At 64.5% G+C, this 17,685-nt stretch carries 6 protein-coding genes; 1 reads left to right on the top strand and 5 read right to left on the bottom strand.

The features are described 5' to 3' along the window. Positions 1-2 precede the first annotated feature (2 nt). From QYC26_RS08195 to QYC26_RS08175, 5 genes are all read right to left on the bottom strand, one after another. Positions 3-719, bottom strand: coding sequence for an OmpA family protein (locus tag QYC26_RS08195; protein ID WP_317514891.1), 717 nt, complete (start codon positions 717-719; stop codon positions 3-5). Positions 720-761: 42 nt separating this feature from the next. Then, positions 762-14,954, bottom strand: a complete 14,193-nt coding sequence (locus QYC26_RS08190; protein ID WP_317514890.1) for an Ig-like domain-containing protein — start codon at positions 14,952-14,954, stop codon at positions 762-764. A 501-nt stretch (positions 14,955-15,455) separates the two neighbouring features. Further along, positions 15,456-16,001 carry a peroxiredoxin gene (locus QYC26_RS08185; protein ID WP_317514889.1) on the bottom strand — a complete coding sequence of 182 codons (546 nt, stop codon included), beginning with the start codon at positions 15,999-16,001 and terminating at the stop codon, positions 15,456-15,458. A gap of 90 nt (positions 16,002-16,091) precedes the next feature. Then, a complete protein-coding gene (locus QYC26_RS08180; RefSeq protein ID WP_317514888.1) occupies positions 16,092-16,280 on the bottom strand; it encodes a PspC domain-containing protein in 189 nt (62 codons plus the stop codon). Positions 16,281-16,321: 41 nt separating this feature from the next. Further along, the gene (locus QYC26_RS08175) at positions 16,322-16,450 is read right to left on the bottom strand and encodes a hypothetical protein (RefSeq protein ID WP_317514887.1); all 129 of its coding nucleotides are present in this window, start codon (positions 16,448-16,450) and stop codon (positions 16,322-16,324) included. A gap of 283 nt (positions 16,451-16,733) precedes the next feature. Here QYC26_RS08175 and QYC26_RS08170 point away from each other — a divergent pair, with 283 nt between their 5' ends. Beyond that, positions 16,734-17,684: an isopenicillin N synthase family dioxygenase gene (locus QYC26_RS08170; RefSeq protein ID WP_317514886.1), complete on the top strand. Its 951-nt coding sequence runs from the start codon at positions 16,734-16,736 to the stop codon at positions 17,682-17,684. Position 17,685 lies beyond the last annotated feature (1 nt).

Raw genomic sequence — 17,685 nt, 5'->3', positions numbered from 1 at the left:
CCTTACTGGCCCGATGCGCTGATTTCGACGCGGCGGTTCATGGGTTCGCGCACGCCGTCGGCGGTTGCGATCTTGAGTTCGGATTCACCGCGCCCCGTCACGGTCAGGTCGCTGCGCGGGATACCGGCCGATTCGAGCAGGCCCGCCACCGCGTTCGCGCGGCGTTCGGAAATGCGCAGATTATAGGCGTCGCCACCCGAGCTGTCGGCATGGCCGGTCACGGTGAAGCGGGTGAAACCGCAGGCTTCGCGGCTCGCCGCGATCTGCTGGATCGTGTTCTGCGCTTCGGCCGGGGCCACTTCGCTGTTCCAGTCGAAAAAGACCGAGACGGTCGGCTCGATCGCGCAGGCAGGCGGCGTCACCGGGCCGGTGGCGACCGGCGTGGGGGCCACGGGCTCGATCTGCGCCAGGCGTGCGCTGAAGGCATCACATTTGTTGATGCTTTCCTCGTCCACCCGGCCCGACTTCAGATAGCCGAGCGCGATGCCGCACTGCACCTTGGCTTCCGACGCCCAGATATAGCGCGAATCTTCCGACCGCTTGATCTCGGGCGACTGGCTCGCCCGAACGGCCGTATCGAAGCGGCTCTGAATCTGCGTGCGCAGTTCGCTGCGGTCGAGTTCCAGCAGCGGCGAACGCGGCGTGGCCTGTGCCGCAGCCGGGCTGGCCAGCACGGTCATCGTGCCTGCCAGCATCGCCGCACCAAGCGATATCCTCATAAATGACTCCCCACATCCATTTAATTTCAAGATCATCTTCATTTACCCGTGATTGACCGCAAGCACTGTGTCGTGCGTCACCATTGCAAGGTCGGGGCCGTGCATGGCCGCGAAATGCGTGGTGATCGCTGCCAGCAGGTCGTGGCCGCCGCTGCTTGCAAGCAGACCGGCGCCATGATCGGCGGGACCGGCGATCGCATCGAGCAGAGCATCGATGCTCGGCTGGGTTCCTGCCGCACCGCCATCCAGCGCGTCGGCGATCACCGCACCCAGATCTGCGGGGGCCTTGTCGCCGTCCGCACCCGGCTGGGGTGCAACGCTGGCGGCATCCGCCGGGATTTCCGGCATCGCGGCCATGTCGACGAACAGTGCCTGGGCCTGAACCGGCGCCTGGACCGGCTCGGCGTCGGCCGCGGCGGGTGCCGACACATCGCTGTGCGCGGCAACCGCCCCGTCATCGATCCCGGCATCGCTGCCGACAGGATCGGCATCGGTACCCAGATGCGTATCCTCGGCACGTGGCGCGTCGCTCGGCTTGGCAGGTTCGGAAACCATCGCTGCTGCGGCCGGAGCATTGTCCGTCTGCGGTGCGGGTGCGCTGGCGGCGACCATGGTCGTCGCATTGTCAGCGACCACCATGGTCTGGCTGTCCGCCTGCTGGTCGTCGCTGGGCTGTGCGGCCAGCGGCGCGGCGATCAGGCTCGCGGCCAGCATCGCCCCCATCGGTACGGTCGACATACGGTTGTCTTCTGCCGAACGAACAGTGCCGCCGGTGGCGAAGCTGGCGTCGGCGGCAACACCGGTCGTCCCGTCGATCCGGGTGAACACCGTTTCGCCGTGGACGAGCACGTCGCCATTGGCCGCGGTATAGGCCTTGCCGTCCGAAACCAGGTTGATGCTGGCGATGCCCATATCGGTGAGCGACTTGAACTCGCCGGCTTCGGCCACGCCGTTGCCGTTCGCGTCCTGCCACACGCCGAACTTTGCAAAGTCCGCATCATTGACGTCGAGCATGCCATCGCCGTTGCTGTCGTAATTGGCTGCCAGACCCTGAAGGTCGGTCAGACCATTACCGCCAAAGACGAACTCCGAGGCATTGTCGACACGGCCATTCCCGTTGCTGTCAAACGCCAGAATTCCGTCGCCGCGCCCGGCCCAGCCGGTGTTCTCGCGAACCCCGTCGCCGTCATAGTCGAAGGCCGCCCCCGCCGAACGATCGACGAATTCGACACCATCACCATCAAGGTCGAGCACCACCGGCGTGACCGTCGAATCGATCAACGTCGACAGGTTCGAAATATCGGTGTTTTGAAGCTCGACGAGGATATTGTCGTTGAACCGGCTGCCGTTGTTGTTGCTGTTCACCTGCTGATAGACGAACGTGCTGGTGGTGCCGTTAAGCGTTGCCTTGAACGCCAGGGTGACCTCGCTGCTGCCGAAATCATTGGCGCGCAGATAGTCCACTGCTGCGGCGACATCGCTCAGCGAGTCGATGGTGAGTGCGGTTCCGCTACTATTGCGGAAAGTGATGACCCCGTTGGTGATCGAATGTCGGCTCACCACCGCACCATCAATGGTCAACGAAGAATCGGTGCCATTCGTGCCAGTTGATCCCGACGTGTTCGAGGGTGTGAAGGGCGATCCGACAAGGTCGAGCGTGTCGCTACCGCTGGCGAAGTCCGTGATCCGGTCATAGCCGTTGATCGTGCCAGCGTTACCGCTGCCGCCGATCGTTAGCAGCGTGTCCCCGGCAGCAAATCGGAATGTGTCGTTGCCCGCACCGCCGGTCAGCTGATCCGCTCCGGTCCCGCCGACAAGCGTGTCGTTGCCCGCACCGCCGAGCAGGATGTCGTTGCCCGTCCCTCCGTTCAGCGTATCGGTCCCGTCGCCGCCGTCGAGATAGTCATCGCCATCCCCACCGTTGAGCGTGTCGTTGCCGCCCTTGCCGAGGATATAATCCTTGCCGCCATTGCCGTTGAGCGTGTCCGCCGAACCGTCGCGACCGATCAGGATTTCGCTGAAATCAGTGCCGTTGATCGTCGAGCTGCCCGCAGCGCTTCGATCGACATTCACATGGGTCGGCTCGGTATTGCCGCCATTGGTGCCCGTATAGGTGAACGAGCCGCCGTTGGTGCCGCCATCGGTAAAGGTGACATTGCCGCCCGCGCGCGTTGCATTGTCCCCGCCGGTGGTGTTGGGCGTGATTCCCCCAACCGTCGTGCCGGGATGATCATTGTACAGCAGCGCCGCTTCGGGAATGACGATCGCACCGGCACCGCTCTGGTTGGTCAGAACGCGGTCCCCGGTGGCGAAATTGTCGCCGCCGTCGACCTTGCTGATGTTGATTACCAGGTTGGCGGTATCGGTGTCGCCGTCGCCGTCGGTGATCGTGTAGCTGAACGTCTCCTGCGCACCGGCGGGCACCGCAGCGCCGTCGGTGGTCAGCGTGTAGGTGTAGCTGCCGTTCTTGTTGATGACGAGCTTGCCGTAGCGTCCAAGCACTTCGAAATTGTTGGAACCATCGGCGATATTGTCATTCGAATTGAAGCCCGTCACCGCCGTCAACAGAGCGCCATCGGCACCGCGCACATCGTTCTGCAGGACATCGCCCGTCTTGGTGACATTGTTCGATTCCGACGACACGAAACGCACGGCCAACTGATAGCTGTTGCTCTGCTCTTCATACGTCCGGACGGTAGAGACGATATTGTTATTTTCGTCGACGAAGCCGCGAATATCGAGCGTGTAGTTTTGCCCGGCGATATTCACCGTCGCGGTGCTGGTGGCGATGCTGATGATGTCGCGGCTCGCCTCCGGATCGGAGGTGTTCGACGTCTCGGTATGCGTGAAGTTGATCAGGATCGGTCCAACCTCGACTTCCTCGCCGTTGATCGTCGCCATGAACGTCACCGAGAGCGTGGTGCTCGCCAGCGTGCCGCCGCTGACCGGCTGGTTGAAGTGCGTGAACGTGCCCAGATAGAAGGTCTGGTTGGTCAGGACCGGTGCGTTGGTCAGCGCCTGATTATCGACGAAGCCGTAGCCTGAGGAAGAAGATACATTGCTGCTTCCCCAGCGGATTTCATCCGTCTGGCCATCACCGTCGCGGTCAAAATTCGTCGTGCTGCCAGACGTCATGGAGACGTTGGTCCACTTGGCCACGATTGATCCGACGTTCAGATCGTCGACCACGACTTGAAGGTCGGCCGTATCGTTGATGGCGTCGGGCTTATCGTCGACGATGTCGATCTTGATCGTGCCCGTTACGGTGTTCCCGCTCGCGTCGGTCGCGGTGTAGGTGAAGGTCTCCTTCGCCTGTTCGGTGTTGTTGCCGTTATTCGCATCAGGCGAAGTGTCATAGGGCTTGGTCAGCGTATAGGTGTAGCTGCCGTCGGCGTTGAGCTTGAACAGGCCATAATTGCCCGTCACCGTCTGCGGCGTGTAACCGACAGCGCCATTGGCGGCGAGCTGCCCCGTCACCGTCTCGGTGGTCAGCGTCGGATTGCTGCCCGTGACCGTCCCTGCGGCAAGATCGTTGCCATCCTTGCTCGTGTCGAGCGCGGCTTCATACACTGTCTTGGTCTGGTTGTCGGCGGTCAGCGTCACATTGTTGACGTTGATCGTCAGCGTCGCGGTCGTTGTATCACCGTCACCGTCACGGATCGTGTAGGTGAATTTGTCGACAGAGTTGCTGGTGACCGCGTTGGCATTGGCCTTGTAGCTGTAGCTCCCGTCCTTATTGAGCGTCAGCACGCCATACTGACCCGACAGGACATAGTTGCCCGATCCGTCGGCGGTCGTATCGCTGTTTGCGGGCACGTTGATGCTCGCAACACCCGCGACCGCACCGTTGGCGTGATAGCCGTCTGCACCCGGCGTATCCGCACCTGCAGCACCGCTCGTCGTGCCCGCGCCCGTCAGGACGTTACCCGTCTCGGTGGCGCCTTCATTCACCGTATCGGTGTCGTCGCGTGCGGTGGGGACGTCGTCGGAGACGCCGAGGTTGACGGTGCCGGTTGCGGTGTCGCCGTCAATGTCGGTGGCAACGACGCCGACCGAGCCGAGATTGGCGAGGTCATCGCCAGCGCCGGCGTGGTGGGCATAATTGTCGTTGAGCGTCGCGGTGACGTTGGCCGAGTTGCCGCTGCGCACGAGGTCGAGCGTGACGACGGTGTTGGCACCGTCCTTGCCGACGATCTGCGTGGCGGAGACGCGGGTCCAGGTGAGACCGCCGCCAAGGCTTGAGAGATCGGTGTCAAAGGCGATCGTGCTGATCGTGTCCGAACCGGGGGTGAAGACGATCGAACCCGAGGCGGTGTCCGCACCCGCCGGGGTCGAGCCATCGGCGAGGTTCTGGTCGTCGAGCGTCAGCGTGATCGTGCGGCCTTCGGGGCTGGTCTTCGGACCTTCGCCATCGGTGATCGTGATCGGCTGCTTGGCGGTTGCGACGTCGTTGTCCCCATCGGTGATGGTGTAGGTGAACGAGGCGTCGATATTGCCGCTATTGTGGTTGAGGTTGGCGTTGGGATCGAAGGTCCAGCTGCCATCGGCCTTGAAGGTGTAGGTGCCGTTGGCGGTGGTGACCGTGGTCGTACCGGTGGCGGCGACGACATGGTCGGCCCCCCCGATGGTGACCTTGGTGACGACCGCGCCGTCGGCGCCCCGGGTGTCGTTGGTCAGGACATTGCCGCCGACCGTGCCAGCGGCATCTTCGGCCACCGTGACCGCCGCATCGTCGCGCGCGGTGGGGACGTCGTCGATGATGTCGATGACGAGATCGGCGCTGTCGGTGCTGTCGTCGCTGTCGGTGACGGTGACGGTGAAGCTGTCCTCGGTGGCGTCGCCGCTGGTGTTGTCGGTCAGCGTGTAGCTGTAGCTGTAGCTGTTGCCCGAGCGGGTGACGATGAGCGTGCCATGGTCGCCGGCGACGGTGCCGCCATTGGTGACGTCGGTGCCGTTGATGACGAGCGTCTTGATGCTGTCATTGCCGGTGGCGACCGAGATGGTGCCGGTGGTCGTCTCGCTGTTCGAGGGCTCGTCCGAGCCTTCGCTTTCGCTGCCGCGTGCGGGCAGGCCGGCTTCGTCGACCGGGCTGCCGCCTGCAAGGCTGATCTCGGGCTTCGAGTCGGGCGCGAGCGTGATCGTCACGGTCGCGGTCGACGGATCGCCGTCGCCGTCGACGATCGTGTAGGTGAAGCTGTCGGTGCCTTCTTCGCCGGCCTTGGGCGTGTAGGTGAAGGTGCCGTCGTTATTGTAGACGACGCTGCCCTTGGTGGGGCCTTCGCCCAGGGTGACGCTGGTCGCGAGGTTGACGCTGTCGGCGCCGCGCGTGTCGTTGGCGAGCACGTCGATGATGACGGGCTGGTCTTCGGCGGCGGTGGCGCTGTCGTCGCGCGCGGTCGGCACGTCGTCGATGATGTCGATGACGAGATCGGCGCTGTCGGTGCTGTCGTCGCTGTCGGTGACGGTGACGGTGAAGCTGTCCTCGGTGGCGTCGCCGCTGGTGTTGTCGGTCAGCGTGTAGCTGTAGCTGTAGCTGTTGCCCGAGCGGGTGACGATGAGCGTGCCATGGTCGCCGGTGACGGTGCCGCCATTGGTGACGTCGGTGCCGTTGATGACGAGCGTCTTGATGCTGTCATTGCCGGTGGCGACCGAGATGGTGCCGGTGGTCGTCTCGCTGTTCGAGGGCTCGTCCGAGCCTTCGCTTTCGCTGCCGCGTGCGGGCAGGCCGGCTTCGTCGACCGGGCTGCCGCCTGCAAGGCTGATCTCGGGCTTCGAGTCGGGCGCGAGCGTGATCGTCACGGTCGCGGTCGACGGATCGCCGTCGCCGTCGACGATCGTGTAGGTGAAGCTGTCGGTGCCTTCTTCGCCGGCCTTGGGCGTGTAGGTGAAGGTGCCGTCGTTATTGTAGACGACGCTGCCCTTGGTGGGGCCTTCGCCCAGGGTGACGCTGGTCGCGAGGTTGACGCTGTCGGCGCCGCGCGTGTCGTTGGCGAGCACGTCGATGATGACGGGCTGGTCTTCGGCGGCGGTGGCGCTGTCGTCGCGCGCGGTCGGCACGTCGTCGATGATGTCGATGACGAGATCGGCGCTGTCGGTGCTGTCGTCGCTGTCGGTGACGGTGACGGTGAAGCTGTCCTCGGTGGCGTCGCCGCTGGTGTTGTCGGTCAGCGTGTAGCTGTAGCTGTAGCTGTTGCCGGTGCGGGTGACGATGAGCGTGCCATGGTCGCCGGCGACGGTGCCGCCATTGGTGACGTCGGTGCCGTTGATGACGAGCGTCTTGATGCTGTCATTGCCGGTGGCGACCGAGATGGTGCCGGTGGTCGTCTCGCTGTTCGAGGGCTCGTCCGAGCCTTCGCTTTCGCTGCCGCGTGCGGGCAGGCCGGCTTCGTCGACCGGGCTGCCGCCTGCAAGGCTGATCTCGGGCTTCGAGTCGGGCGCGAGCGTGATCGTCACGGTCGCGGTCGACGGATCGCCGTCGCCGTCGACGATCGTGTAGGTGAAGCTGTCGGTGCCTTCTTCGCCGGCCTTGGGCGTGTAGGTGAAGGTGCCGTCGTTATTGTAGACGACGCTGCCCTTGGTGGGGCCTTCGCCCAGGGTGACGCTGGTCGCGAGGTTGACGCTGTCGGCGCCGCGCGTGTCGTTGGCGAGCACGTCGATGATGACGGGCTGGTCTTCGGCGGCGGTCGCGCTGTCGTCGCGCGCGGTGGGGACGTCGTCGATGATGTCGATGACGAGATCGGCGCTGTCGGTGCTGTCGTCGCTGTCGGTGACGGTGACGGTGAAGCTGTCCTCGGTGGCGTCGCCGCTGGTGTTGTCGGTCAGCGTGTAGCTGTAGCTGTAGCTGTTGCCGGTGCGGGTGACGATGAGCGTGCCATGGTCGCCGGCGACGGTGCCGCCATTGGTGACGTCGGTGCCGTTGATGACGAGCGTCTTGATGCTGTCATTGCCGGTGGCGACCGAGATGGTGCCGGTGGTCGTCTCGCTGTTCGAGGGCTCGTCCGAGCCTTCGCTTTCGCTGCCGCGTGCGGGCAGGCCGGCTTCGTCGACCGGGCTGCCGCCTGCAAGGCTGATCTCGGGCTTCGAGTCGGGCGCGAGCGTGATCGTCACGGTCGCGGTCGACGGATCACCGTCGCCGTCGACGATCGTGTAGGTGAAGCTGTCGGTGCCTTCTTCGCCGGCGTTGGGCGTGTAGGTGAAGGTGCCGTCGTTATTGTAGACGACGCTGCCCTTGGTGGGGCCGGTGCCCAGGGTGACGCTGGTCGCGAGGTCGACGCTGTCGGCGCCGCGCGTGTCGTTGGCGAGCACGTCGATGATGACGGGCTGGTCTTCGGCGGCGGTGGCGCTGTCGTCGCGCGCGGTCGGCACGTCGTCGATGATGTCGATGACGAGATCGGCGCTGTCGGTGCTGTCGTCGCTGTCGGTGACGGTGACGGTGAAGCTGTCCTCGGTGGCGTCGCCGCTGGTGTTGTCGGTCAGCGTGTAGCTGTAGCTGTAGCTGTTGCCGGTGCGGGTGACGATGAGCGTGCCATGGTCGCCGGCGACGGTGCCGCCATTGGTGACGTCGGTGCCGTTGATGACGAGCGTCTTGATGCTGTCATTGCCGGTGGCGACCGAGATGGTGCCGGTGGTCGTCTCGCTGTTCGAGGGCTCGTCCGAGCCTTCGCTTTCGCTGCCGCGTGCGGGCAGGCCGGCTTCGTCGACCGGGCTGCCGCCTGCAAGGCTGATCTCGGGCTTCGAGTCGGGCGCGAGCGTGATCGTCACGGTCGCGGTCGACGGATCGCCGTCGCCGTCGACGATCGTGTAGGTGAAGCTGTCGGTGCCTTCTTCGCCGGCGTTGGGCGTGTAGGTGAAGGTGCCGTCGTTATTGTAGACGACGCTGCCCTTGGTGGGGCCTTCGCCCAGGGTGACGCTGGTCGCGAGGTTGACGCTGTCGGCGCCGCGCGTGTCGTTGGCGAGCACGTCGATGATGACGGGCTGGTCTTCGGCGGCGGTCGCGCTGTCGTCGCGCGCGGTGGGGACGTCGTCGATGATGTCGATGACGATATCGGCGCTGTCGGTGCTGTCGTCGCTGTCGGTGACGGTGACGGTGAAGCTGTCCTCGGTGGCGTCGCCGCTGGTGTTGTCGGTCAGCGTGTAGCTGTAGCTGTAGCTGTTGCCGGTGCGGGTGACGATGAGCGTGCCATGGTCGCCGGTGACGGTGCCGCCATTGGTGACGTCGGTGCCGTTGATGACGAGCGTCTTGATGCTGTCATTGCCGGTGGCGACCGAGATGGTGCCGGTGGTCGTCTCGCTGTTCGAGGGCTCGTCCGAGCCTTCGCTTTCGCTGCCGCGTGCGGGCAGGCCGGCTTCGTCGACCGGGCTGCCGCCTGCAAGGCTGATCTCGGGCTTCGAGTCGGGCGCGAGCGTGATCGTCACGGTCGCGGTCGACGGATCACCGTCGCCGTCGACGATCGTGTAGGTGAAGCTGTCGGTGCCTTCTTCGCCGGCGTTGGGCGTGTAGGTGAAGGTGCCGTCGTTATTGTAGACGACGCTGCCCTTGGTGGGGCCGGTGCCCAGGGTGACGCTGGTCGCGAGGTCGACGCTGTCGGCGCCGCGCGTGTCGTTGGCGAGCACGTCGATGATGACGGGCTGGTCTTCGGCGGCGGTGGCGCTGTCGTCGCGCGCGGTCGGCACGTCGTCGATGATGTCGATGACGAGATCGGCGCTGTCGGTGCTGTCGTCGCTGTCGGTGACGGTGACGGTGAAGCTGTCCTCGGTGGCGTCGCCGCTGGTGTTGTCGGTCAGCGTGTAGCTGTAGCTGTAGCTGTTGCCGGTGCGGGTGACGATGAGCGTGCCATGGTCGCCGGCGACGGTGCCGCCATTGGTGACGTCGGTGCCGTTGATGACGAGCGTCTTGATGCTGTCATTGCCGGTGGCGACCGAGATGGTGCCGGTGGTCGTCTCGCTGTTCGAGGGCTCGTCCGAGCCTTCGCTTTCGCTGCCGCGTGCGGGCAGGCCGGCTTCGTCGACCGGGCTGCCGCCTGCAAGGCTGATCTCGGGCTTCGAGTCGGGCGCGAGCGTGATCGTCACGGTCGCGGTCGACGGATCACCGTCGCCGTCGACGATCGTGTAGGTGAAGCTGTCGGTGCCTTCTTCGCCGGCCTTGGGCGTGTAGGTGAAGGTGCCGTCGTTATTGTAGACGACGCTGCCCTTGGTGGGGCCGGTGCCCAGGGTGACGCTGGTCGCGAGGTCGACGCTGTCGGCGCCGCGCGTGTCGTTGGCGAGCACGTCGATGATGACGGGCTGGTCTTCGGCGGCGGTGGCGCTGTCGTCGCGCGCGGTGGGGACGTCGTCGATGATGTCGATGACGAGATCGGCGCTGTCGGTGCTGTCGTCGCTGTCGGTGACGGTGACGGTGAAGCTGTCCTCGGTGGCGTCGCCGCTGGTGTTGTCGGTCAGCGTGTAGCTGTAGCTGTAGCTGTTGCCGGTGCGGGTGACGATGAGCGTGCCATGGTCGCCGGCGACGGTGCCGCCATTGGTGACGTCGGTGCCGTTGATGACGAGCGTCTTGATGCTGTCATTGCCGGTGGCGACCGAGATGGTGCCGGTGGTCGTCTCGCTGTTCGAGGGCTCGTCCGAGCCTTCGCTTTCGCTGCCGCGTGCGGGCAGGCCGGCTTCGTCGACCGGGCTGCCGCCTGCAAGGCTGATCTCGGGCTTCGAGTCGGGCGCGAGCGTGATCGTCACGGTCGCGGTCGACGGATCACCGTCGCCGTCGACGATCGTGTAGGTGAAGCTGTCGGTGCCTTCTTCGCCGGCGTTGGGCGTGTAGGTGAAGGTGCCGTCGTTATTGTAGACGACGCTGCCCTTGGTGGGGCCGGTGCCCAGGGTGACGCTGGTCGCGAGGTTGACGCTGTCGGCGCCGCGCGTGTCGTTGGCGAGCACGTCGATGATGACGGGCTGGTCTTCGGCGGCGGTGGCGCTGTCGTCGCGCGCGGTCGGCACGTCGTCGATGATGTCGATGACGAGATCGGCGCTGTCGGTGCTGTCGTCGCTGTCGGTGACGGTGACGGTGAAGCTGTCCTCGGTGGCGTCGCCGCTGGTGTTGTCGGTCAGCGTGTAGCTGTAGCTGTAGCTGTTGCCGGTGCGGGTGACGATGAGCGTGCCATGGTCGCCGGCGACGGTGCCGCCATTGGTGACGTCGGTGCCGTTGATGACGAGCGTCTTGATGCTGTCATTGCCGGTGGCGACCGAGATGGTGCCGGTGGTCGTCTCGCTGTTCGAGGGCTCGTCCGAGCCTTCGCTTTCGCTGCCGCGTGCGGGCAGGCCGGCTTCGTCGACCGGGCTGCCGCCTGCAAGGCTGATCTCGGGCTTCGAGTCGGGCGCGAGCGTGATCGTCACGGTCGCGGTCGACGGATCGCCGTCGCCGTCGACGATCGTGTAGGTGAAGCTGTCGGTGCCTTCTTCGCCGGCGTTGGGCGTGTAGGTGAAGGTGCCGTCGTTATTGTAGACGACGCTGCCCTTGGTGGGGCCTTCGCCCAGGGTGACGCTGGTCGCGAGGTTGACGCTGTCGGCGCCGCGCGTGTCGTTGGCGAGCACGTCGATGATGACGGGCTGGTCTTCGGCGGCGGTCGCGCTGTCGTCGCGCGCGGTGGGGACGTCGTCGATGATGTCGATGACGATATCGGCGCTGTCGGTGCTGTCGTCGCTGTCGGTGACGGTGACGGTGAAGCTGTCCTCGGTGGCGTCGCCGCTGGTGTTGTCGGTCAGCGTGTAGCTGTAGCTGTAGCTGTTGCCGGTGCGGGTGACGATGAGCGTGCCATGGTCGCCGGCGACGGTGCCGCCATTGGTGACGTCGGTGCCGTTGATGACGAGCGTCTTGATGCTGTCATTGCCGGTGGCGACCGAGATGGTGCCGGTGGTCGTCTCGCTGTTCGAGGGCTCGTCCGAGCCTTCGCTTTCGCTGCCGCGTGCGGGCAGGCCGGCTTCGTCGACCGGGCTGCCGCCTGCAAGGCTGATCTCGGGCTTCGAGTCGGGCGCGAGCGTGATCGTCACGGTCGCGGTCGACGGATCACCGTCGCCGTCGACGATCGTGTAGGTGAAGCTGTCGGTGCCTTCTTCGCCGGCGTTGGGCGTGTAGGTGAAGGTGCCGTCGTTATTGTAGACGACGCTGCCCTTGGTGGGGCCGGTGCCCAGGGTGACGCTGGTCGCGAGGTCGACGCTGTCGGCGCCGCGCGTGTCGTTGGCGAGCACGTCGATGATGACGGGCTGGTCTTCGGCGGCGGTGGCGCTGTCGTCGCGCGCGGTCGGCACGTCGTCGATGATGTCGATGACGAGATCGGCGCTGTCGGTGCTGTCGTCGCTGTCGGTGACGGTGACGGTGAAGCTGTCCTCGGTGGCGTCGCCGCTGGTGTTGTCGGTCAGCGTGTAGCTGTAGCTGTAGCTGTTGCCGGTGCGGGTGACGATGAGCGTGCCATGGTCGCCGGCGACGGTGCCGCCATTGGTGACGTCGGTGCCGTTGATGACGAGCGTCTTGATGCTGTCATTGCCGGTGGCGACCGAGATGGTGCCGGTGGTCGTCTCGCTGTTCGAGGGCTCGTCCGAGCCTTCGCTTTCGCTGCCGCGTGCGGGCAGGCCGGCTTCGTCGACCGGGCTGCCGCCTGCAAGGCTGATCTCGGGCTTCGAGTCGGGCGCGAGCGTGATCGTCACGGTCGCGGTCGACGGATCGCCGTCGCCGTCGACGATCGTGTAGGTGAAGCTGTCGGTGCCTTCTTCGCCGGCGTTGGGCGTGTAGGTGAAGGTGCCGTCGTTATTGTAGACGACGCTGCCCTTGGTGGGGCCTTCGCCCAGGGTGACGCTGGTCGCGAGGTTGACGCTGTCGGCGCCGCGCGTGTCGTTGGCGAGCACGTCGATGATGACGGGCTGGTCTTCGGCGGCGGTCGCGCTGTCGTCGCGCGCGGTGGGGACGTCGTCGATGATGTCGATGACGATATCGGCGCTGTCGGTGCTGTCGTCGCTGTCGGTGACGGTGACGGTGAAGCTGTCCTCGGTGGCGTCGCCGCTGGTGTTGTCGGTCAGCGTGTAGCTGTAGCTGTAGCTGTTGCCCGAGCGGGTGACGATGAGCGTGCCATGGTCGCCGGTGACGGTGCCGCCATTGGTGACGTCGGTGCCGTTGATGACGAGCGTCTTGATGCTGTCATTGCCGGTGGCGACCGAGATGGTGCCGGTGGTCGTCTCGCTGTTCGAGGGCTCGTCCGAGCCTTCGCTTTCGCTGCCGCGTGCGGGCAGGCCGGCTTCGTCGACCGGGCTGCCGCCTGCAAGGCTGATCTCGGGCTTCGAGTCGGGCGCGAGCGTGATCGTCACGGTCGCGGTCGACGGATCACCGTCGCCGTCGACGATCGTGTAGGTGAAGCTGTCGGTGCCTTCTTCGCCGGCGTTGGGCGTGTAGGTGAAGGTGCCGTCGTTATTGTAGACGACGCTGCCCTTGGTGGGGCCGGTGCCCAGGGTGACGCTGGTCGCGAGGTCGACGCTGTCGGCGCCGCGCGTGTCGTTGGCGAGCACGTCGATGATGACGGGCTGGTCTTCGGCGGCGGTGGCGCTGTCGTCGCGCGCGGTGGGGACGTCGTCGATGATATCGATGACGAGATCGCCGGCGGCAGTGTCACCGTCAAGATCGGTGATGACAACGGCGAATCTGTCCTCGGTGGCGTCGCCGCTGGTGTTGTCGGTCAGCGTGTAGCTGTACTTGATCTCGGCACCCGAGATTTCAGTGATCGTGAGATCGCCCTTGGCGGTCGAGATCACCGAACCCGTGGTGACGACGGTGCCGTTGATGGTGACCGATGCAAGGCCATCGGCGATGTTCAGTTCGATCTTGCCGGTGGTGGTTTCCGCATTGCCGGCTGCAACCGAGCCCTCGCTCTCACCCGGACGGGCGGGCAGGCCGGCTTCACCAACGACGGTGGTGTCGCCGCGCGGAATCGAGACGGTGATGCCGCTATTAGCGATCGAGATGACAAGATCGGCGGTCGCGGTGTCGCCGTCGCCATCGGTCAGCGTGTAGGTGAAGCTGTCGGTTAAGCCGCCGGGCGTGCCGGGATTGCGGACATAGCTATAGCTGCCATCGGTGTTGAGCGTGAGTACGCCATATGTGCCGGCGATCTCGGTGCCGGCGGCAACCGAGGTCGTGCCGTTGCTGATCGCGGTGACGGTTGCACCATCGGCGCCAGGCGTGTCGGCACCGGTGGTGCCGCTGGTCGTGCCGGCACCGGTGATGACATTGCCGGTTTCCGGGCCATATTCGCCGCTGGGGATCGTATCGCTGTCGTCGCGCGCGATGGGCGCATCGTCGATGACGTTGATCGTCAGCGTGCCGGTGGAGCTATCGCCATCGGTATCGGTGACGACCACCGTGAAGACGTCGGCGGGAGCCGAGGTCAGCATATTGTCTGCCAGCGTATATTCGTAGGTGATGCGACCATCGGCGATGCCGGTGATGGTGAGCGTGCCCTGCGTAGTCGTGATCGTCTGACCGACCGTGGTGATCGCGGTGCCGTTGATCGTGATGCTGTCCAGGCCATCGGGCGTCGCATAGGTGATCGTGCCGCTGCTCGTCTCGCTGTTGGAGGCCGCGTCCGAACCGGCGCTTTCGCCGCCGCGTGCGGGCAGGCCGGCTTCATTCACGGTGTTCGAGGCGTTGGCGCTGCCAGCGGGCGAATCCGGCGTGATGATCGAGATTTCGGGCAGCGTGTTGCGCCGTTCAACCGCGGGAATGATCTCGCGGTCTTCATATTCGGGGAAGGCGAGTTCGGTCGGCGGCAGCAGATCGCCGAGATCGAAGGGGTCGCCGATATTGCCGACGGTTTCGACAAAGTTGCCGCCCGAGCTCTGCGGTGCGCCGGCTGCGGGCTGGGGTTCGTTGCCGATGAGCAGGGCTGCAAGGTTGAGCGGCGGAATTTCGACGGTGCCGATGACGATCTGGGGCACGAAGACCGCGCCGTCGACGACGATCACCTGGCTGCCGTCGGGCAGGGTGACGACAAGATCGCGTCCGGAGACCTGGATCTGATCGAGCTGGGTACCATCGGGGAGGGTGACGACGCCATCGGCGCCTGCGTTCACGCGGATCGCGCCGGTTCCGGCGGCGAGCGCCGCAGCGCTGGCAGCGGCGTTGGCCGTGCCCGGCGAGGGAAGGCGGGTCCCATCCTGCACGGTTGCCTGATTGTCGAGCTCCAGCCCGGCGTTACGTTCAAAATCCATTTCCCGACTCCCACAAGTCCCTGGTTGTCGGGTTGGTTGCCGGTACTGCGAGACACGCGCCTGACAGGCGCGATATCCATCGGGTCTTGCGCTCTTTTCGCCTTATGGCTTCCGAGCGCGATCAAATGCCCCAACCGCAGACCAGAACAACTGCGCATCCCGACACAGCCACTCTGCTTTCGCTATCGGAGGCGCGATCGACCCACTAACCGTGCCCCATGGGAGGTTTAATAAAATCTTAACTCTGAGAAGTCACCAAATTTTAGGGTTAATTAGGATAAATTAAAGTTAAGCGGCACGGCCGGGCGACAGGTGGCGCCGGCCACTTGCGCTAGAAACCGCAGTTATCCGTGCTTTTTTTGAAAATTTTACGGCGGTGGTATGGACACGTCGCCTGTCTTGCGGAGGCGTGCGGAAAACACCGCTTCGTTAACAAGCGGTAATAGTTAAATCACCATAACTGGTGCGATTCCGGCGAGTCGCTTCTGAAATCGGCTGTGCTTAGCGCGGATTCTTCGCGCGCCAGCTGCGCACGGCACCCAGCGTGTTGCGGACGTGATTTTGAGGGCTGAGTTCGGAGTGGACGTACAGGATCTTGCCGTTCGGGGCGATCACATAGGATGTGCGGTCCGAGAGATTTGGTTTCAGCGGGAATGCCACGTCATAGGCCTTGATCGTCGCGGGGCTGGCGCTGGCGACGGCGAATTTGTCGCGGCAGGCCTCGCGTGAGAACCGGTTGAGCGTTTCGATAGTGTCTGCCGAAATGCCGATCACCGTTGCACCCAGCGCGCGAAACGAGTCGCTCGCCTCTGCGAATTCATGCGCCTCGATTGTGCAGCCCTTGGTAAAGGCGGCGGGGTAGAAATAGAGGACGACCGGGCCCTTTTTCAGCGCCTCGGCAAGGCTGAATGCGAAGGGCTTGCCGGCAAGCGAGGCCTGGGTTCGGATTTCCGGGGCCTTTGCGCCAACGGGGAGCGCCGCGTTGGCGGGCAGCGCGATGAAGGCGGAAAGCGCCATGGCGGCAATACGGAGGGTCCGGTAGGGCATGGTGCGGTCCTTGATGCGGGGGGGCGGGGAAAGCAGTCTATCCCGCAACCCGCCGCAATCAAGAGGTGCCCTGGGGGCCATAGGCGGCGATCAGCCCTTGTTCGCGATCCAGCCGGTGAGCAGATAGAGCAGCACCATGACCGGGCCAAGCGCGAAGAGGGTCAGGAGGACGGTTGCGATCCGGATGATCGTCACATCGACTCCGCTCGAACGGGCCAGGCCGGCGCATACGCCCATGATCCGGCCATTTGCCTTGTCGAGAGCATAGGGGGCAGACATTGTTGATGGTCCTTTGGTCAGTTGGTGGGTGGGCGTTGTGGTCAGCTCGCGATGCGTTCGATCGAGACTTCGGCCGGTGCGACGGCGCTGCCGACGAAAACCGATGCGAGAAGCAGTGCGCCGAAAACCGATGCGATTGCGCGGTTGAGGCTGGAAAGATTGGCGGCCATTTTGATAACTCCCTGTGCGATCCACCCGAGCTTGGGTGGGATGGCAGGGGAATTGCAGAAAGCGTGCCAATTTTGAAAAACACTGCAAAACGGCGATTCCGACCAGCGGGTTTCAAAATTCACCCGATATTATCTTCCACTATCTGGTAAAATTCACCGCTTTTTGGCAAAAATTTGAATGAATGCCGGAACGGCGTCGATATTTCATATGTCGACGACCCTGTTGCACGATGGTGCGCGTCGCTAAGAGGCGTAATCATATCTTTCAACGCAGAGTCGTTTTATGTCGCTTACCACCCTTGATGCCGTTCCGGCGCTGTCGCTTGCACAGGAAGAGGACGATCCGAGCGGTTTCGCCCAAGCCTTTGGCGAATCCTTTGCGCGTTTCGGTTTTGCCGTCATTGCCGATCACGGCATCGATCCGGCGCTGATCGATCGCTGCTGGGATCAGACCAAGGCATTTTTCGATCAACCCCTCGATTACAAGAAGCAGTTCGTGCTTGCGGGCAGCGGCGGCGCACGGGGGTACACGCCCTTCGGAATCGAAATTGCCAAGGATGCGGCCGAACATGATCTGAAGGAGTTCTGGCATATCGGTCGCGACCTGCCCGAAGGCCATCCGTACCGCGCCGACATGCCCGCCAATTTGTGGCCCGAACAGCCTGCTGGGTTCCAGGCCACGTTCACGACATTGTTTGCAGAGTTCGACCGCGTCGGCGCACGCCTTTTGGCGGCGATTGCGCGTTATCTCGGGCTGGCGTCCGACTGGTTCGTCGATCCCGTGTGCGACGGCAACAGCGTGTTGCGCCTGCTGCACTATCCGCCGATCTCCGCCGATGCGCCGGGCGTGCGCGCGGGGGCGCATGAGGATATCAACCTGATCACATTGCTGCTTGGCGCCGAAGAGGCTGGGTTGCAGCTGCTCGACCGCGATGGGCAGTGGTTGCCGGTTGCGCCGCCCGAAGGCGCGCTGGTGGTCAATGTTGGCGATATGCTGCAGCGGCTGACAAACCATGTGCTGCCGTCGACCACGCACCGCGTGGTCAACCCGCCGGTCGAACGGCGCGGCCATTCGCGCTATTCGATGCCCTATTTCCTGCACCTGCGCCCCGATTTCGAAATCAGCACGCTTCCCGGCTGCATCGATGCGGCGCGGCCGAACCTTTATCCCGATCCGATCACTGCCAATGCCTATCTTTTGCAGCGGCTGCGCGAGATCGGGCTCCTGAAATAAG

Source organism: Sphingomonas sp. C3-2 (assembly GCF_033025475.1).
Classification (GTDB): domain Bacteria; phylum Pseudomonadota; class Alphaproteobacteria; order Sphingomonadales; family Sphingomonadaceae; genus Sphingobium_A.
The sequence above is the reverse complement of the archived record's forward strand: the minus strand, read 5'-3'. Positions and strand labels throughout refer to the sequence as shown.